Annotated in this window: 17 protein-coding genes and 2 pseudogenes; 12 read left to right on the forward strand and 7 right to left on the reverse strand. The window is 61.3% G+C overall.

Going from position 1 to position 18,571, the window contains the following annotated elements:
- Positions 1 to 21: 21 nt before the first annotated feature.
- Positions 22 to 483 (reverse strand): iron-responsive transcriptional regulator RirA, encoded by a 462-nt coding sequence (gene rirA, locus O1Y97_RS14015; protein WP_108607867.1) that lies wholly within the window; start codon positions 481 to 483, stop codon positions 22 to 24.
- Between the two features lie 244 nt (positions 484 to 727).
- Here rirA and O1Y97_RS14020 point away from each other — a divergent pair, with 244 nt between their 5' ends.
- The 5 genes from O1Y97_RS14020 to O1Y97_RS14040 all read left to right on the forward strand — a co-directional run bounded on the left by O1Y97_RS14020 (position 728) and on the right by O1Y97_RS14040 (position 5,491).
- Positions 728 to 1,300, forward strand: coding sequence for a GNAT family N-acetyltransferase (locus O1Y97_RS14020; RefSeq protein WP_108607868.1), 573 nt, complete (start codon positions 728 to 730; stop codon positions 1,298 to 1,300).
- A gap of 108 nt (positions 1,301 to 1,408) precedes the next feature.
- Entirely contained in the window at positions 1,409 to 2,680 is a 1,272-nt protein-coding gene (locus O1Y97_RS14025; protein WP_318764214.1) for a DUF445 domain-containing protein, read from the forward strand.
- Positions 2,681 to 2,751: 71 nt separating this feature from the next.
- On the forward strand, positions 2,752 to 3,183 hold the full coding sequence (locus O1Y97_RS14030) for a phasin family protein (RefSeq protein ID WP_108607869.1): 432 nt from the start codon (positions 2,752 to 2,754) through the stop codon (positions 3,181 to 3,183).
- Positions 3,184 to 3,408: 225 nt separating this feature from the next.
- The gene (locus O1Y97_RS14035) at positions 3,409 to 4,917 is read left to right on the forward strand and encodes an ATP-binding protein (RefSeq protein ID WP_318761413.1); all 1,509 of its coding nucleotides are present in this window, start codon (positions 3,409 to 3,411) and stop codon (positions 4,915 to 4,917) included.
- 70 nt (positions 4,918 to 4,987) lie between these two features.
- Positions 4,988 to 5,491 carry a MaoC family dehydratase gene (locus tag O1Y97_RS14040; RefSeq protein ID WP_318761414.1) on the forward strand — a complete coding sequence of 168 codons (504 nt, stop codon included), beginning with the start codon at positions 4,988 to 4,990 and terminating at the stop codon, positions 5,489 to 5,491.
- An 8-nt stretch (positions 5,492 to 5,499) separates the two neighbouring features.
- On the opposite strand, the gene O1Y97_RS14045 is transcribed toward O1Y97_RS14040, so the two are convergent.
- A complete protein-coding gene (locus tag O1Y97_RS14045; protein WP_318761415.1) occupies positions 5,500 to 6,195 on the reverse strand; it encodes a fumarylacetoacetate hydrolase family protein in 696 nt (231 codons plus the stop codon).
- Positions 6,196 to 6,468: 273 nt separating this feature from the next.
- Here O1Y97_RS14045 and O1Y97_RS14050 point away from each other — a divergent pair, with 273 nt between their 5' ends.
- The 7 genes and pseudogenes from O1Y97_RS14050 (at position 6,469) to O1Y97_RS14080 (ending at position 12,818) form a co-directional block, all read left to right on the forward strand.
- On the forward strand, positions 6,469 to 6,969 hold the full coding sequence (locus O1Y97_RS14050; RefSeq protein ID WP_108607873.1) for a (2Fe-2S)-binding protein: 501 nt from the start codon (positions 6,469 to 6,471) through the stop codon (positions 6,967 to 6,969).
- A gap of 129 nt (positions 6,970 to 7,098) precedes the next feature.
- Entirely contained in the window at positions 7,099 to 9,450 is a 2,352-nt protein-coding gene (locus O1Y97_RS14055) for a xanthine dehydrogenase family protein molybdopterin-binding subunit (RefSeq protein WP_318761416.1), read from the forward strand.
- 120 nt (positions 9,451 to 9,570) lie between these two features.
- On the forward strand, positions 9,571 to 10,368 hold the full coding sequence (locus O1Y97_RS14060) for an FAD binding domain-containing protein (RefSeq protein WP_318761417.1): 798 nt from the start codon (positions 9,571 to 9,573) through the stop codon (positions 10,366 to 10,368).
- 68 nt (positions 10,369 to 10,436) lie between these two features.
- The gene (locus O1Y97_RS14065; RefSeq protein WP_318761418.1) at positions 10,437 to 10,784 is read left to right on the forward strand and encodes a VOC family protein; all 348 of its coding nucleotides are present in this window, start codon (positions 10,437 to 10,439) and stop codon (positions 10,782 to 10,784) included.
- A 146-nt stretch (positions 10,785 to 10,930) separates the two neighbouring features.
- Positions 10,931 to 12,073 (forward strand): alpha-hydroxy acid oxidase, encoded by a 1,143-nt coding sequence (locus tag O1Y97_RS14070; protein WP_318761419.1) that lies wholly within the window; start codon positions 10,931 to 10,933, stop codon positions 12,071 to 12,073.
- 35 nt (positions 12,074 to 12,108) lie between these two features.
- Positions 12,109 to 12,346: pseudogene (locus O1Y97_RS14075) on the forward strand (biliverdin-producing heme oxygenase); the annotation flags it as partial.
- 16 nt (positions 12,347 to 12,362) lie between these two features.
- Positions 12,363 to 12,818: a YbaN family protein gene (locus tag O1Y97_RS14080; RefSeq protein ID WP_199914477.1), complete on the forward strand. Its 456-nt coding sequence runs from the start codon at positions 12,363 to 12,365 to the stop codon at positions 12,816 to 12,818.
- Between the two features lie 219 nt (positions 12,819 to 13,037).
- Here the strand turns inward: O1Y97_RS14080 and O1Y97_RS14085 are convergent, their stop codons facing one another.
- From O1Y97_RS14085 to O1Y97_RS14105, 5 genes and pseudogenes are all read right to left on the reverse strand, one after another.
- The gene (locus O1Y97_RS14085; RefSeq protein WP_108607878.1) at positions 13,038 to 14,048 is read right to left on the reverse strand and encodes an HlyD family secretion protein; all 1,011 of its coding nucleotides are present in this window, start codon (positions 14,046 to 14,048) and stop codon (positions 13,038 to 13,040) included.
- 10 nt (positions 14,049 to 14,058) lie between these two features.
- Positions 14,059 to 15,336, reverse strand: coding sequence for a glycosyltransferase (locus tag O1Y97_RS14090; protein ID WP_318761420.1), 1,278 nt, complete (start codon positions 15,334 to 15,336; stop codon positions 14,059 to 14,061).
- The gene (locus tag O1Y97_RS14095) at positions 15,333 to 16,724 is read right to left on the reverse strand and encodes a TackOD1 domain-containing metal-binding protein (protein WP_318761421.1); all 1,392 of its coding nucleotides are present in this window, start codon (positions 16,722 to 16,724) and stop codon (positions 15,333 to 15,335) included. The genes O1Y97_RS14090 and O1Y97_RS14095 overlap by 4 nt, the downstream gene beginning before the upstream one ends.
- A 976-nt stretch (positions 16,725 to 17,700) precedes the next feature.
- A pseudogene (locus O1Y97_RS14100) lies at positions 17,701 to 18,167 on the reverse strand (hypothetical protein); the annotation flags it as partial.
- 25 nt (positions 18,168 to 18,192) lie between these two features.
- On the reverse strand, positions 18,193 to 18,444 hold the full coding sequence (locus O1Y97_RS14105; RefSeq protein ID WP_318764281.1) for a hypothetical protein: 252 nt from the start codon (positions 18,442 to 18,444) through the stop codon (positions 18,193 to 18,195).
- Positions 18,445 to 18,571 lie beyond the last annotated feature (127 nt).

Genomic DNA, 18,571 nt, shown 5'->3' on the forward strand with positions numbered 1-18,571 from the left:
GATTGCGATACCGGTCTCGCGCTAGCCGGCCAGCGCGTGCGGCTCGGGAAAATGGATGCCGAGCAGATCGCGCATGTTGGGACGTGCGGCGACCAGATCGGCGATCGTGTAGCGGGCCAGGACCTCGAAAAACGCATTCAGCGCCTCACGAAGCGCAGAATTGAGCCCGCAGCTGTCGACCAGCGGGCATTCGGCCGCGTCGGTCTCGAAGCATTCCGCCATGGCAAAGCTCTCTTCGGTGACACGTACCACGTCGAACAGCGAAATCTGATCGGCAGGCTTGGCCAGTCGCACGCCGCCATTGCGGCCGCGGACGGTTTGCACCAGCTTGGCTTCGACCAGCGGCTGCAGGATCTTGAACAGGAACAGCTCCGACACCGTGTAGGCAGCGGCGATCTCGGGGACCCGGCTCAGTCGGCCCTCATTGGCCGCGCAATACATCAGGATGCGCATGGCGTAGTTGGTTTGGCGGGTAAGGCGCATTGGTGATTCCTCGCTGTGGCGCGGACGGGCTTCTTATATGGCCTACACCTTAGAACAATTCCAGACAAGCGATCTCAAGAATCTGGACAACATATATCAAGAAACCTCGCTGCGGTCCCGCATCTGGCGCAAGCCAGCCCTGCATTCCTGATCGGGCTCACGGGTTGAAGTTGTTGCTGCGTTGCACAATATTGGTGGCGTCGGGAGTCGAAGACTCTGGGGAGGAACCCAAGAGGACTACGACATGGAACAGATCAAACATGCCCAACGGCCGCTGACGGGGATCATCCGCCAGCTCAGGCCATCCGATCTGCCCCGCTTTGCCGAACATCTCCTGAGACTGGACGCCCAGAGCCGGCGCGACCGCTTCAATGGCCTGACCGACGACGGTTTTCTCCGGTCATATGCCGAGCGCAGTTTCCACGACGGCGTGACTGTCATTGCCTATGTCGAGGGCGACAAGGTTCTGGGCGCTGCCGAACTGCATGAACGCCCCGAGGAGCGCGAGCCGACGGCGGAGATCGCCTTCAGTGTCGAGCGCCAGTTGCAGCACAGAGGAATCGGCGGACGCCTGTTCCGGCGGATCATCGCCCAGGCGAAGGGGCTCGCCTATACGCGGCTGCAGGTGACCACGCACGCCAACAATTCGGCGATGAAGGCCCTGGCCCGGCGCTTCAACGCCAAGCTGAGCTTCGCACAGGGCGAGACCAACGGCATCATAGAACTCGACGCGAACGGAGCGGCCGATCCTGATTTGGGATTTTTCGCCCCGGCCGATTTCGGACGGCGCAACGTCGGCAAGGCCATCGCCGCCTAATTCAGCTTTTCGAATTGAAGCGGCGAAAGCCGTCGCCGATATAGTTCCTGTGATGAACAGGGAAGGCGACCGATGTCCTCACCGCAAAGCCAGGCCTTTCCGGCCGGCATGACACCTTCCGCCAATGCCGTCGATGCCGAAAAGCTGGCAGCGCTGCGCAGGACCAAATTTCTGGCGACTGCCGCCCTGGTCGTGTGTGTTTGCGTGTTCGCGATCGCAAAATCGCTGCAAGGACGCTGGCCCTGGCTTGGCTTTGTCGCCGCCTTCGCCGAGGCCGCCACCATAGGCGGCCTGGCGGACTGGTACGCCGTCGTCGCCCTGTTCAAGCGACCGCTCGGACTGCCGATACCGCACACGGCCATTATTCCCTCCAACCAGAACCGGATCGCCGAAAATCTCGGCCGCTTCATCGAGATCAACTTTCTGGCGCCCGAGCCGGTGCGGCAGAAGCTGAAGGAAGTAGATTTTGCTGCGCTCGTCGCCGACTGGCTGTCGGACCGCAGCCGGGCGGAAGGGTTGTCGCGCTTCGTCGGCCGGCTGGTGCCGCAGATGCTGCAGGCGATCGAAGGATCCGGCCTGCGCGAGTTCGCCACGCGCCGCATGCTCGATCGCCTCGGCAAGATCGAGGTGGCGCCGTTGGCAGCCGAGTTGCTGTCGGCATTCACCGACGATCGCCGGCATCAACGCCTTTTGGACGAGTTCACCAAGATCATCGGCAATTTCTTGAGCGACGAGCAGGCGCTGGCCGTGCTGCGCGAAAAGATCAGGGAGGAACTGCCGTCCGTCTTCAATCTGTTCCGCGCAGATGCCTATCTGCTCAAGCGCATCGTCTCGTCCGCAGCCACACTGCTGGAAGAGGTCAGGGCCGATCCCGACCATCCGCTGCGCGGCGAGTTCGACCGCTTCGTTCACGGTTTCATCGATCAACTTCGCCATTCGCCCGACTATGCCAAGCGCGCCGAACAGGTGAAGCGCAATTTCCTTGCCCGTCCCGAGCTGCGCGGGCTGGCACTCGACGTATGGAAGAGCATGCGCGGCTTCATCGAGCAGGATGTCGCATCGTCGGATTCGATGACACGAAAGCACCTGACCAACCTGTTCGTCGAGGTTGGGCAGAATCTGGCGCGCGATCCGCAGATCCGCGCCGACATGAATGCCGGTTTCGTGGTCGCGCTTGCCTCCTTCGTCGAGAGCCAGAAGAGCGGCGTCTCCAGCTTCATTGCCGAACAGGTCAAGCGCTGGGACCTTGGCCAGTTGACCCGGCTGATGGAGATCAACATCGGCCGGGACCTGCAGTATATCCGTTTCAACGGCATGCTGATCGGCGGCCTTGCGGGCCTTGTGCTCTATTGTGCTGAACTGCTCCTGGTGGCGAATTGACCATGCCCGTGGCTTCTCTATTCTGACACTTGCGACCTCCGGGAAGGCCCGGAGCCAAAAGGGAGCGAGCCATGGCCAAGAAACCGGAACCGGAATCCTTCATGGACATGTTTTCGAAGTTCGGCCGCGATCTGAAGATGCCCGCGGTCGATGTCGACGACATCGTCAGCCATCACCGCAAGAATCTCGAGGCGCTGGAAAAATCGGTGAAGGCGAGTGCCTCGGGGGCTTCGTCGCTGGTGGCCAAGCAGCGCGAAATGATCCAGAGCGCGTTGCAGGAGGTGACCGAGGCCGCGCAAGGATTGCGTATGCCGGGCAATCCGCAGGAGATGCTCAGCAAGCAAGCCGATTTCGCCAGGCGATCGTTCGAGGCAGCGCTCAAGAATGCCGGCGAGGTTGCCGATATCGTGCGCAAGTCGGGGTCGGAATCGGTCGAGGTCCTGCGCGAGCGCATCCGTGAATCGATGCAGGAAATCCGCGACAGCTACGACAAGAAGAAGTAGCTTTTCCAGGCTGACGCATCGGCAGCCCACCTCTGTTGTGGGTTTCGCAAGACGGGCCGCGCATTGCCAGGCCTCGGATGCTAAGGAAGGCAGATCACCATTGGAACGCAGTGCGTCCGTCTGGATGCACAATTGCGTCTTAACGCATTGAATCTGCGTATTGTGCCTGCCGGGAATCAGGTTTGATACCCGGGCTGGTGCGTCAGGATTCGACCGGGGAAAAGGATGAAGGTAGGCATCGAGATGGGGGCGGCGTCCGGCGGGACGAAGGCTCAACTTGATCTCGAAGAGCTGCTGGCGACCCGATTGCTGGTTCAAGGCAATTCGGGCTCGGGAAAGTCGCATCTCCTGCGCCGTCTGCTCGAGCAGAGCGCGCCTTGGGTGCAACAATGCGTCATCGATCCCGAAGGCGATTTCGTAACCCTTGCCGATCGCTTCGGCCATGTCGTCGTCGATGCCCAGCGCACCGAGGCTGAACTGACTCGCATCGCCGGCCGCATCCGCCAGCATCGCGTTTCCGTCGTGCTCAATCTGGAGGGCCTCGACGTCGAGCAGCAGATGCGCGGCGCGGCCGCGTTCCTGAACGGCATGTTCGATGCCGAGCGCGACTTCTGGTACCCCGTGCTCGTGGTCGTCGACGAGGCGCAACTGTTCGCGCCGGCGGTGGCCGGCGAGGTGTCGGACGAGGCGCGCAAGATCTCGCTCGGCGCGATGACCAACCTGATGTGCCGCGGCCGCAAGCGCGGGCTGGCCGGTGTCATCGCCACGCAGCGCCTTGCCAAGCTCGCCAAGAACGTTGCCGCCGAAGCGTCCAACTTCCTGATGGGCCGCACCTTCCTCGACATTGACATGGCGCGCGCCGCCGATCTTCTCGGCATGGAGCGCCGGCAAGCAGAGATGTTCCGCGACCTGGCGCGGGGCAATTTCGTTGCGCTCGGACCGGCGATGTCGCGCCGGCCGCTGCCGGTAGCCATCGGTCCCGTCGAAACGTCGGCGCGTTCGGTCAGCCCAAAGTTGATGCCGCTGCCGGATGCCAGCGATGATACCCGCGAGCTCATTTTCGCTCCCGCTCCGCTGGAGGCGCGTCACCCCGTGCGGCGTCCGGTGCCGCCAACGCCGACACCGACGGCCGACATCATCGCCCAGCTTTCCCAGGTGCGCGCCGAGGCATCGGCGCCGGTGGCCGAGCCGATATTCCCGCTGTTCGACGAAGCCGAGCGTGAGGCGCTGATCGACACCATCGTGCGCGAGATGGTCGAGGACCCGGACGCGGCGTTCCGAACAGACGCCGTGCTCTACCAGGATTTCCTGGTTCGTTGCCGCATCAAGCGCATGCAGGGTGAACCGCCTGCATTGTCGAACTTCCGTCGCCGCTATGCGGTGGCGCGCTCTGGCATCGACGACGAGACCGCATCGAGCGATACCTGGCAGCAGGCGCTCGGCATGTCCGTCGCACTGCCTGAGGACCTGCAGGCGGTGTTCCTGATCGTCGCGCAGGCGGCGGTGAAGGGCGCGCCTTGCCCCTCGGATGCGGCAATCGCACACGCCTATGGCAGCCATTCGGCGCGCAGGGCGCGGCGCCTGCTTACCTATTTCGAGGAGCAGGGGCTGGTTGTCGTGCGCACCGATTTCCATGGCAAGCGCTCGGTGGCTTTTCCCGAGCTTGGCTGCGAAACCGCCCTGGGCGATCCCGAGAGGACGGACGACGTCGCCGAACGCGAGGCAGCCGAATAGCACTCAGGGCGCCTGCCAGAGGTTGACAAAGGCGCCCCGTACATGGTCCCCACAGGCAAAATGTTGCCTAATGCTGGGGAGAGGAAGCGTGTCGAAACCAATCGAAACCTACGAGGAGCTGCGCGAGAAGATCGGGCAGGAACTCGGCGTTTCCGACTGGATGATCGTCGATCAGGGCCGTATCGACGGCTTTGCCGAATCCACAGGCGATCGCCAGTGGATCCATGTCGACCCCGAGCGCGCCCGGCGCCAGAGCCCGTTTCGCACGACAATCGCCCATGGTTTCCTGACGCTGTCCATGATCGGGGCGTTCATCCAGGACATGGGCGTCATTCCGGTAAATACCCAGGCTGCCTTCAACTACGGCCTCGACAGGGTCCGCTTCGTGACACCGGTGAAGGTCGGTTCGCGGGTGCGCATGCGCTCGGTGCTGATATCGATGGAAGACAAGGGGCCCGGGCAATATCTGCTCAAGGGCGAGAACACCATCGAGATCGAGGGCGAGGCCAAGCCGGCGCTCGTCGCCGAGACGCTGATCATGCTCTATGAGCGGCGCAAGAAGGCGATGGGCTGAGTCGCTGCCTATCGCGCGGCGATTGAAATCGCGATCTCGCCGACACCATCGACGCCACCAGTGATGCGGTCGCCGGGCGCAACAGCGCCGACGCCTGCCGGCGTACCAGTGAAGATCAGGTCGCCTGCCTTCAGTTCCATCGACTGGCTGCAGATGGCAACGATTTCGGGAACCGACCAGATCATGTCGGCGAGGTCGCCCTGCTGTCTGGTCTCGCCATTGACGGCGAGCCAGATGCGCCCCTTCGCGGGGTGCCCGATCTCGGATGCACGGACAAGCGGTCCGCATGGCGCCGAGCGGTCGAAACCCTTGGCCCAGTCCCAGGGGCGGCCGAGCTTCTTGGCCGTGTCCTGCAGGTCGCGGCGGGTGAAGTCGATGCCTATGCCATAGCCCCAGACGTGATCCAACGCATCGCCAGCGTCGATGTTGGAGCCGCCGCGACCGACGGCGACCACCAATTCGATCTCATGGTGCAGGTCGTTGGTGAGCGGCGGATAGGGGATCGTGACGCCGCTATCGACCACGGCGTCGGCAGGCTTGCCGAAGAAGAAGGGCGGCTCGCGATCCGGGTCGTTGCCCATTTCGCGCGCGTGCGCTGCGTAGTTGCGACCGACGCAGAAGATGCGCCGGACCGGAAAGCGCTCGGACGATCCGGAGATCGCAACCGAAGCTGGCGCGGACGGAGCGAATGCGAAAGTGGCCACGGGCAGCCTCCTATCAATGTGATGCAGGCTTTTGGCATGATCCAACCGTGCATTCCACTTCCAATCGCGATGCGCGACGTCGACCGTTGCTGGCTTGGCCAAGTCGCCGCAAGTCATGCCGCTACCAAACAATCTTCATTTTCTTCGCTGGCCTGCACGCAATGCGTGTCTGGACCCAAAAAGTCGCTTGCAGCCTTAATTTGCGGGGATAGGATTTGCTCACCTGACAGGGCGGGGTCTGCCTGGCCGGTCGCGGCAACAGTGGGAGGTTTCATGTCGGAGGTATCTTTGGTCGTCAATGGCCGAAAGGTCAGCGGCGCGGTGGAGGACCGCACGCTTCTTGTCCATTTCCTGCGCGAGCATCTGGGTCTGACCGGCACCCATGTGGGGTGCGACACGTCGCAATGCGGCGCCTGCGTCGTCCATGTCGACGGCAAGGCAATGAAATCCTGCACCATGCTTGCAGCGCAGGCCTCCGGGTCGACCGTCACAACCATCGAAGGGCTCGCCAACGGCGCTGACCTGCATCCTGTCCAGGCCGCTTTCAAGGAACATCATGGCCTGCAATGCGGCTTCTGCACGCCGGGCATGATCATGACCGCGACCGACATGATCCGCCGGCATCCCGAAGGGCTCGACGAAGCCACCGTGCGCGCGGAACTCGAAGGCAACATCTGCCGCTGCACCGGCTACCACAACATCGTCAAGGCGATCCTCGCCGCTTCGAAGACGATGTCGAAGGCATCGAAGAGCAAGGCGAAGAAGGCTGCGTGAGGAAGGGGGGCGAATAGGGAGTAGCGAATAGCGAATAGCGAATAGGGATGTCCCGCCGCTTAAGCGCACTGCTCAAATCGCCAACCACTACATTCGCTATTCGCTTTTTGAAATTCGGGAGGAATTCAGATGGGAATCGAAGGCATTGGCGCGCGTGTCGCGCGCAAGGAAGACAAAAGGTTCATCACCGGCGCGGGGCGCTACGTCGACGACATGGTCGTGCCCGGCATGAAGCACGCGGCGTTCGTGCGCAGCCCGCATGCCCACGCCGACATCAAGAAGATCGACGTCAAGGCGGCAGAAGCCATGCCGGGTGTCATCGGTGTGCTGACCGGCAAGCAGCTCAAGGCTGACGGCATAGGCAACCTGATCTGCGGCTGGATGATCCACTCAAAGGACGGCTCGCCAATGAAAATGGGCGCATGGTCGCCTCTGGCAGTCGATCGTGTGCGCTATGTCGGCGACGCGGTCGTCGTCGTCGTTGCCGAGACCAAGGGCCAGGCGCGCGATGCGGCGGAAGCTGTCGAGATCACCTACAAGGAGCTCAAGTCGGTGTCTGACGCCGTCGAGGCGCTGGGCAAGGGCGCACCACAGCTCCATCCCGAGGCGGACGGCAACCTGATCTTCGACTGGGGCATCGGCGACGCCGCGGCAACTGATGCCGCGCTCAAGACGGCTGCGCATATCACGCGCGTCAATATCGTCAACAATCGCCTGGTTCCCAACGCGATGGAGCCGCGCGCAGCCCTTGGCCACTACGACAAGGCCGAGGATCACTATACCTGCTGGACCACGTCGCAGAACCCGCATGTCGCTCGCCTGGTGATGAGCGCGTTCTACAATGTCGCGCCGGAGAACAAGCTGCGCGTCATCGCACCGGATGTCGGCGGCGGTTTCGGCTCCAAGATCTACATCTACCCCGAGGAGATCGTCTGCCTGTGGGCGTCCAAGAAGACCGGCGTGCCGGTCAAGTGGGTGGCCGACCGTACCGAAAGCTTCCTCACCGACGCCCATGGCCGCGACCATCACACCACGGTCGAGATGGGCTTCGACAAGAACAACAAGATCGTCGGGCTCAAGGTCGACACGATCGCCAATCTCGGCGCCTACATGTCGCTGTTCTCCTCGGCGACGCCGACCTACCTGTACGCCACGCTTTTGTCAGGCCAGTACAACATCCCGGCGATCTACGGCAATGTGCGCACGGTCTACACCAACACCGCACCGGTGGATGCCTATCGCGGGGCAGGGCGCCCCGAAGCTACCTACGTGCTCGAACGCACGATGGAGATCGCCGCGCGTGAGCTGGGTGTCTCACCCGCCGAGCTCCGGCGCTCGAACTTCGTCACCGCCTTCCCGCACCAGACGCCTGTCATCATGTGCTATGACGCGGGCGACTATGGCACGTCGCTCGATGCGGCGATGAAGCAGGCCGACTATGCCGGCTTCGCCAAGCGCAAGGCGGCGGCGGCCAAGAAGGGCAAGCTGCGCGGCATCGGCATGAGCTGCTACATCGAGGCTTGCGGCATCGCGCCTTCGGCTGCGGTGGGCTCGCTCGGCGCCGGTGTCGGCCTGTGGGAATCGGCCGAGGTGCGGGTCAACGCGGTCGGCACCATCGAGGTGCTGACCGGCTCGCACAGCCACGGCCAGGGCCACGAGACGACCTTCGCCCAGTTGGTCAACTCGCGCTTCGGCGTGCCGCTCGACAGCGTGTCGATCGTGCACGGCGACACCGACAAGGTGCAGATGGGCATGGGCACCTATGGCTCGCGCTCGGGTGCTGTCGGCATGTCGGCGATCGTCAAGGCGCTCGACAAGGTCGAGGCCAAGGCCAAGAAGATCGCCGCACACCTGCTCGAGGCCGACGAGGGCGACATCGTCATCGAAAACGGTCAGCTCAAGGTTGCCGGCACCGACAAGAACGTGCCGTGGTTCCAGATGGCGCTCGCTGCGTATACCGCGCACAACCTGCCGCAAGGCATGGAGCCGGGACTGAAGGAAACGGCGTTCTACGATCCGTCGAACTTCACCTTCCCCGCCGGCTGCTACATCTGCGAGGTCGAGATCGATCCGGAGACCGGAAAGACCGACATTGTGCAGTTCGTGGCAGCCGACGACTTCGGCAACATCATCAACCCGATGATCGTCGAGGGCCAGGTGCATGGCGGCATCGCGCAGGGCGTCGGCCAGGCGCTGCTCGAAGGGGCCATCTATGACGGCAGCGGGCAGCTTTTGACGGCAAGCTACATGGATTACACCATGCCGCGCGCCGACGACCTGCCGTCGTTCCAGATCTCGACGTCGAACACGCCTTGTCCGGGCAATCCGCTTGGCATCAAGGGCTGCGGCGAGGCCGGCGCCATCGGGTCGCCGCCGGCGGTCATCAACGCCATCACCGACGCGCTCGGCCACGAAAACCTGACCATGCCGGCGACGCCCCAGAAAGTCTGGGCGGCGTTGCGCGGTGGTTCGAAGCACTGAGACAAGCGAATAGGGAATAGGGAGTAGCGAATAGGGAAGAGAGAGCGACAGCGCCGGGAAAGAAACCTGCTCGCTATTCGCTACTCCCTATTCGCTCTTTCCCCGAAGGGAGAAAGATAAATGTATTCCGTCAACTATCATCGCGCCACCTCGGTCGCGGACGCTGTCAAGAAGATCAAGACCGGTGACGCCAAGTACCTGTCGGGCGGCATGACGCTGATCCCGGCGATGAAGACCCGCCTCGCGGCACCGTCCGACCTGGTCGACCTGAACCACATTGCCGACCTCAAGGGTATCAAGGTCTCGGGCAAGACCGTCACCATAGGTGCTGCAACGACGCATTTCGACGTTGCCAACGACGAGAAGCTGATGAAGGTCTGTCCGGCGCTGTGCGCGCTTGCCAGCCACATCGGCGATCCGGCGGTGAGGCACCGCGGCACGATCGGCGGTTCTGTCGCCAACAACGATCCGGCGGCCGACTATCCCTCGGCTCTCCTGGCGCTTGGAGCGACCATCGTCACCAACAAGCGCCAGCTTGCGGCCGACAAGTTCTTCAAGGGCTTGTTCGAAACCGCGCTCAAGGATGACGAAATTGTCACCGCCGTCACCTTCTCCGCACCGGCCAAGGCCGGCTACGCCAAGTTCCCGAACCCTGCGTCACGTTACGCCATGACCGGTGTGTTCGTGACCAAGGGCAAGGAGGGCGTGCGGGCTGCGGTAACCGGGGCAGGCGATGACGGCGTGTTCCGCTCCAAGGAGGTCGAGGCGGCGCTGACCAAGAAGTTCGAGGCTTCCGCGCTCGAGGGTGTCTCCGTGCCGTCGAAGAACCTGATGGCCGACTTGCATGCTTCTCCGGAATACCGCGCCAATCTGGTGGTGGTGATGGCCAAGCGTGCGGTCATGGCGGCCAATGCCTGAACGAGCTGCATGATTGTGGGAAGGGGCCTTCGGGCCCCTTTTCCATATGCTGCCAGAGAGGAGCCGACGTGACCGTTCGACGTATTGTCGCCAATCTGCACGCATCCGACCCCAATGCGGCTCGGGCATTTTATGGCGATCTGCTGGGCCTTGATGTTGTCATGGATCACGGCTGGATGCTGACATTCGCGACGGACGGTGCGATGTCGCCACAGCTCAGCGTTGCCAGCGAAGGTGGTTCGGGGACGCCGGTGCCGACCTTGTCAATCGAGGTCGACGATGTGGATGCCGTCTATCGGCGGGCCAAGGCGGCGGGCTGCGAGATCATCTATGAGCTCGTCGACGAGCCCTGGGGCGTGCGGCGCTTCTACATGCGTGACCCATTCGGCAATGTGATCAATATCCTTTCCCACTGAGCCTTCGGCGAAAGTCTGTGGGCGCTTGAGGCAGATAGAGGTTAGAAGCATGCGCGCCGCGCTGCAGCCTCTTGGCATCCGCAGCGAAGGCGGCTTACATGCCGCGCGCAGGATTGGGATATCAACAGAACGTGGAGCTTACACGAATGGCGCGTCCGATAACTTCGATTGCCGATCTTCGCGCAATCGCCAAGCGCCGCGTGCCCCGCATGTTCTACGACTATTGCGATTCCGGTGCCTGGACCGAAAGCACCTATCGCGAGAACGAGAGCGACTTCGTGCCGATCAAGCTGCGCCAGCGCGTTGCAGTCGACCTGCGCAACCGCACGCTTGAAACCACGATGATCGGCGAGAAAATCTCGATGCCGGTGGCGATCGCGCCGACCGGCCTGACCGGAATGCAGCATGCCGACGGTGAGATCCACGCGGCACGTGCGGCCGAGAAAGCGGGCATCCCTTTCACGCTTTCGACCATGAGCATCTGCTCGATCGAGGACGTCGCCGAAAACACCTCCAAGCCGTTCTGGTTCCAGCTCTATGTCATGAGGGACCGCGATTTCGTCTCGCGGCTGATCCAGCGCGCCAAGGCGGCCAAGTGTTCGGCGCTGGTGCTCACGCTCGACCTGCAGATCCTCGGCCAGCGCCACAAGGACATCGTCAACGGCCTGTCGACGCCGCCGCGCATGACCATCCCCAACATCATCAACCTGGCGACCAAGCCGCGCTGGTGCCTGAACATGCTGCGCACCAACCGCCGCACGTTCCGCAACATCGCCGGCCACGCCAAGGGCGTCACCGACCTGCGCTCGCTGTCGTCGTGGACAGCCGAACAGTTCGACCCGGCGCTGAGCTGGGACGATGTGAAGTGGATCAAGGACCAGTGGGGCGGCAAGCTCATCCTCAAGGGCATCCTCGATCCCGAGGATGCCGAAAAGGCTGCGGCAAGCGGAGCGGACGCACTCATCGTCTCCAATCATGGCGGCCGCCAGCTCGACGGGGCGATATCATCGATCTCGGCGCTGCCGGCGATCGTCGACGCCGTCGGCGACCGCATCGAAGTGCTGATGGATGGCGGCGTCCGCTCCGGCCAGGACGTCCTCAAGGCTGTGGCCCTGGGCGCCAAGGGCGTGTTCATCGGCCGCTCGTTCCTCTATGGCCTTGGCGCCGGCGGGGAGGCGGGCGTGACTACCTGCCTCGACATCATCCGCAAGGAACTCGACATCACCATGGCCTTCTGCGGCCTGCGCGACATCCAGGACGTCGACAGCCGCATCATCGCGCGGCGCTGAGTGCGGAGCACGACCGCGCGCGCGGCGAAGAGTCCAAAGGATCGAATCTCGGCGCGGCTTTCTTTTGAAGGAGGCGGCCAAGCTTGGGCTTTCCCAAACCTTCGGTGCAAGGCATCTTGCGCCGGCGCCTGGAGGCGCGGTTTGCACGGGCGTACGTTCAAGGCCGCACTCGATGCGCTGCAACTGAGCGACGAAGAGGAAGACCGCGTCGTCGCCGGGGCAGAGTCCGCATTTCGCCGCGTGCATGGGCCGGTAAGGGAGACTTTCGGATGAAGGCTATCGTGAGGGCATGTCTGGCAGGATGACGTCGTTGTTTCGCCGCGTGGCCAACGGCGCGGCCTTCAATGCGCGACGGGCGGGCTTGATTGCGCTGGGCATCCTGATGCTTGCCCTCGGCATCATCGGCGCGTTCTTGCCGGTCATGCCGACGACGATCTTCCTGATCCTGGCGGCATGGTGTTTCGGCCGTTCGTCACCGCGGATCGAGGCATGGATGCTCGATCATCCGCGATTCGGTCCAGCTTTGCGGGCCTGGCGCGAGGAGGGTGCCATCCCGCGCAGGGCCAAGATCATGGCCTGGCTCGGCATGGCGCTTGGTTACGGACTGTTCCTGCTTGGAAGACCTGATGTGCTGGTCGCCACGGCAGTCGCGATTTTCGTCGCCTGCGGTGCCTTCTATGTGGCGACACGGCCGGATCCAAAGCCGAAGCCGGAATTCGCGACCCTTCGCAGGGACGATGACTGATGTCGGAAGTTCGGCGACGAGAGAAAACCTGGCATGACCAGAGCGATTTGGCGTCGACAGTGGCAGGTACTTGCAGGCCAGCCGTAGAAACCGACTCTTCCCACCGACGTCATGTCGTCCGGGACAGGCTCACTCCGATCTCGTCGCGTTCGTTCTGCCCGACGTGAGCGGTAGCCTACGCTGGGGCCCTTTCCGCCACGAGAGAGGCCGGTGCTGCTTTCATTTTACCCAGCACCATCCGAAAACGCAGCCACGCACGACGACTTTCTGGGAAACAGCGAATGGATTCGCATGGGGCAACGCAATGCGGATCAGCCGGGAACGATCCCTTGGTCGCAGCATATTTTGAAACTCTGCCGGTAGGGCATCAGCAATCTGGAGCACTTTTTCGACGGTGCCTTCGCTGCGATCGCTCCCAGCACTGACGTCGACTTTCAATCCTTCGGTGACGGGGAACAAATACTCATCCGGGAGGTAGGCCAAGATGTAGGACCGCCCGCCATTGATCTGAAGAAGTTCGTCGCCAGGGCGTACGAACTGACCGGGAACCGGCACGCGGGAACCAACCACTCCAGCAGTCAGGGCCTGGATTTTTCCGTCATCATATATTTCCTTCAGCCTGGTGACAGCGTTCTCAGCGACTTGTCGTGACGCCCGAACCATCCGAACCTGTGCGTGATTGTCCAGGCTTTTTGCTGTCAGTTCAGCCAGCCTTTGTGTCGCCTGGAAGCTTGTGCTCACGGCGTCATCGCGCGTCCGCATCGGGATCAGCCCCTGCCTGGCTATCTGGTCGAGTCTGGATACCGTCTCGCCGCTTTCGCGCGATGCCCGCTCCGCCAGTGGAAGGAGGGTGGATATCGTCGTCGACTGTCCTTGCAACTCGGTCTCTTTCACCACCATTTCGCTGGAGCGCACCGAGAGGTCGGCGATTTCCTTGACCATTTCGAAGGACTCGAGCTCGACGAGCAGGGCGCCTTTGTCGACAACGTCGCCTTCGCTGACGAGAACCTTGACGATGGTGGCGGGATAGCTCGCCGCCACAACGCGCTTCTCGTTGAGCACGATCCCGTCAGCGGACAGTATGACCAGTGAGCCGGCGAGGTAATACGCAACCAGCAGGAAAAAGCCCGCCAGCAACAGGAGGTAGATCGTCCTGCCCAGGCGCCCCGAGTGCGATCTTTGCTGCTTGTCGATATTATCCAGCAGCGTCCTTTTGCGGATGTGTTGCATCAATGCGTGCTCACCATGGTCTAAGCAGACGCACTTTCGCCGGCACATAGTTGTCGCGATGCGAGCCTGAAGCAAACCATTCGTCGACATAAGCGGTCAGCCGCACAAAGCGCATCACATACGACATGAACAGCGAATAGGCCGGCAGGAAAGGCAAGTTTCGTCCAAAGGCAGCCCGGCGGGTTATCTGGTTTGCCAGGGCGAGCATTCCGGCGTCGAGCAGTAGCAAAGCCAATTGGAGGGATATCAGGATCGGGATGGCTTCGGGCCCGAAATGGGTGGCAAGCCAGAGAAGGTAGATGGGGAATGCGACCGTGCTTGCGACGCTGAAAAGAGCAAAGTCCCATTGGTGAAACGCCTCGGCGGGGCGGAATTTGGTCCCAAAGGGATTGAGCAGCCGACGATGCTTTCTGAATCTGAGCCAGAAAGCGTCCCGTTCCCATCGCAAACGCTGTCGAATGTAGGCGTAAGCCGACTCCGGCACGTCAGTGTAGCACAGCGCATCCGGTACAAACGCAATCCGCCAGCCGGCCTGGCGCATTCGAATGGTGACATCGAGATCTTCGCCGCCGCCGACGTCGAGACCGCCAACCTGAGCCAACGCTTCACGGCGAAAGGCTCCGAATGCTCCCGAGCAACAGGTTACTTGGTCCATCGATCCGCTGAAACGTTTGCCCACGGAGATGGATTGCAAATATTCGATTTCTTGGATCTGCGTCATCAGCGTTGCGTCGGCATTTCGCGGGGCGATGTCACCACAGGCCGCTCCGACGCGAGGGTCGTCAAAAGCGCGCATCAGCGCTTGGATGGCAAAGCGATCGAACGAGCAGTCGCAATCGACGTTGATGATGATGTCGCCTTTGGCGATCTCGCAGGCGAGGTTTACGCCGCTTGACTTGCCGCCCCTGACATCGGTCGAGAGGACACAGGTCGCGTCGCCGGAACCCACAATCTCACACGCCACTTTGCTCATCCGGTCGGTTGAGCCATCACTGACAATCACGATCTCGAAGTCGGAAAAAGACTGTTCCCTAAGCGAGCGGACGCAAGCCCGAATAGAATCGGCCTCATTATGGCCAATCAGGACAACACTCACTTTGAAGGGCTTGCGATGGGGCTGCGTGATTGGGTCGGACTGGGCTGCCTGTCTTCTTTGGCTTAGCGCCACCGCAGCAAAGGGCAGGGCGTAGCGCGGCAGATCGAACACCAGCGTGTACCAGAAGATCACAACTACGCTCGACAGGGTCTGCGAATACAGGAACGAGAGGCCGAATTCGATATCGGTCACGCAATTGCCCCGTCCGAACCGCCCCACAAGATGCGCAGCCTCGGCTGCAGGTGGTCCGAAAGAACGGCTTCGCACATGTTGAGTATGACCTGTGCATCAGTGTCCCTGTCGGATTGCGTCAGATGGAAAAAAAGCACGAAATCGCGCTCGGTAGACGGATGTACAGTGGCCATGCCCGCCAGATGGCCTTGGAGGTTTTCGGCGAACAATCTGCGGAGGGCAGCAAAAGTCGCTTCCCCGCGCCGACGTACGATCTCGTCGCGGGCTTCATAGATCAACTCGGCAACGACGCAATCGTGCAGGACCGGCAGGTCATTCGTGAACGAGCGAAGCTCTTTCTGCAGCCCGTCCGGGCAGTCCCTTAGTTGTGGTGGCGAATGCAGTGCCTGCCGCGCGGCGTCGGTCAACTGGTAGGTGGCGTAATCGGTCAAGGCATAGGAGTGCAGATCGACTGTCGCTACCCTTTGACCATCGATTCCCGCTCCGCAGTCCTGGCACACAAACCCGATTGCCGGCTCAGAAGTCGTGTGGCGGCACTCGCCACATATTTGCACGCTTCCCGGCTTGTCGTAGTCCTTCCCGTAGTTTCGCAGCTGCTTGCTACATTTCGGGCAGATAAGAGCGTTGTCGCGGTGAAAATCGACCTCCGGGCCAAGCTGGGCGCAACTGTAGTGATGGATCAGCTTTGCTTCATCGAGGTTGGCTGACCGGCAGGCCGGACATTCTTCCCTCACCACAAGTCGGTGCGAGCCGCATTTGTCACATTGATGATGCCGGTCTACGAAATGCCTCTCCAACCAGCCCCGGTTTGCAAGAGCTTCCGCGACCAGCACCGTCGAGTTGGTGTCAAGGAATCCTTTCATGGCGAAAAAATACTTGGACTCCGGGACGCGAACCGGCGTGAGGGTTTCGCCTGATAGAAACAGGTGCGCCAGCAGTCTTGAGGCCGGCGAGTCCGCCAGCATGAACTTGGGTGACAGTCGGGATTTTCTTTCGGCGAACTTGCTGATGACGCCTGCCGTCTTGATGATCGATTGAGGGTCCGCGACATCAAAATCGACGTCAGTGACATGGCTGGATCGGCCCGTCGCATTGACGACTGGCACAAAGCAGAGGCCCCTGGCGCTTCGGAAATCATCGAGTGCCAGAACGTGCCGCTCGTCCGTCAGTACGATGGCATCGGCATCCCCGCTGTCGACGACTTCGAAAATCTTGCGAAGATTACCGAATTGTCCGCTCGCCTGAGGGAGCAAGGCTACACGCGGAGCGGGTATGTCGAATTGCTCCCAGATGGACTTGCAATATTCGGCTGAAGTGTAGTTCGGCAGATGAAAATGATGCTCGGAAATTTCGAGCTTTTCGATTGAGGAGAAGTTTCGACTCAACACGAAGCGACTCCGCTGCAAATGGAAGAGCAAGACATATGTCGAAGTCGGCTAAATTCCGACAAGAATGACTAAAAATTAACCTTCATTCTATGCAGGTCAATCGCATATAAGAGCTACAATGCCGCTAGCTATTTCGATCTACGGTCGGCCATCTCCACACGCGAATGCAACCGGCGAATCCGCCCCGCCCATATAGCCAGGCGCCGCTTTCCGCGGGTCCTTCACCCGATCCCGTATCGAAGGCCAGCCGACGACGCATCATTCTCGCAGGCGACCCGCCTAGCCCAAGCGCACCACCAAAAAGACTGCCGGTTCAACACGCGATGTCCCGTCGCAATCGACGGAGAGCACGTCAGGCGGGCGATTTGGCCTTGTGGCCTTGATGTGCTAGGGAGCCGTCATATCTCCAGGCGTTCGCTGCTCCATATTTCGAAGAAGCCATGACGAAACTCTATGCCGACGGTGCGCAGATTGTCGCCGTTGCCCCCATGATGGATTGGGAGGATAGATAAATAATATCAGTTAGTTATGAGTGTTCGTGTGCAAAAATTGCACGCGAAAGTTCTGCTTCTCTTCTTTTTTCGTTCCCACGAGGAATCCGCCGACAGCCCTTTTCGGGCGCACTGCTGCCGAAGGCTGTGACCGCTCCAACTCGGATGTTCGCCGTGATATCCGTTTCTGTTTATCTGCCGCGGCGTCCAGTTTGCCTAGGGAACCTGGATTCGAGCCAGGATCAACGGAGATAGAATTTCCGGTCAAATGCTCGAATGAATTGACTGGCACTTGTTGTGCTGCGGTGCAACCCCCGGCGAAGTTTCGAAGGTACAATGAAACTAGCGACGGCGAATCCCAGGACATATCGATCTGAGCGGATCGTACTTGCATCGAGCAGACACCGTCCGCTGCCCCCTTCGGCTCGACTGCTTCTGCTTTGGAGACTGCCGCCCTAGCTGGTCGCTTGGGGCGGTGTTTCATTTTACCAGCCGGCTAGCTCTGGTAGGTCATCAAGCCAGCTTTTCTCTGCCATCGTGGCATCACCGGTCTGCGGTGCAGCCTCTATGGCGTTTTGAATGAGCCAGTCCACCCACTTCCGATAGGCAGCCGGGTCCAGTTGGGGCGGCAGCACCTTGGCCTTGGCCAGCATGCGTTTGCGGAAACTGACTTGCCTGCGAAGTTTGGTCGTCGTGAACTTGATCGCCTTGCCTTGGTATTCAACCGTCCAGCGCCCATCCCCATGGCTGGCGAGCCTATCAATGGCGAAACCGGCATCGACCGGCCTGTCCCGCCAGGGAAGCTCGATGGCATTCTTCCTCAGGTCTATAGCCCATCGCCGGTAGTTGGCTCCGGCACGCTGGGGCGGCAGCACACAGCCTGTTCGAGTATCTTCCTTCGAAAGGTAGGCTGTTTCTTGATCTGGCCCGTCGTCAGTTCGATGCGATGCCCGCCGTCGCAGAAGTCGTTTCTACACTTATGGGATTTTAGCTCGCGGTCCGTAATATGCTTCGTAGGCTGGCCGCGGCGTATGAAAGAACGCGGCGAGTCTTTCCTCGCTGTCGTTGACGATTTTCTCCGCCATGGCTGGCAGCTCTGCGAAGGCAGGGGCAAAATCGTCAAGTTCGATGGGATTGTCCTTCATGGCGGGGCCATCAAGTTGGAGCAGCCGGTCCCGGGCGATCAACAGTCCGGCTTGCCCCAAGGCATTCTGGCTTTGCAGCCGCATGGAGGCCGCTGCCCATCTTGGCCTTGGGGAAAGCGAAGTCCCATTCAACACAGCCAAGACAAAGGATGGCGACGTGATGGCGGTCAATCTCGTAGCAGGCGAGGGCGTCCACCAGCGCGGTCATGAC

Origin of the sequence: Aminobacter niigataensis, assembly GCF_946995915.1 — a bacterium.
Lineage (GTDB): Bacteria > Pseudomonadota > Alphaproteobacteria > Rhizobiales > Rhizobiaceae > Aminobacter > Aminobacter niigataensis.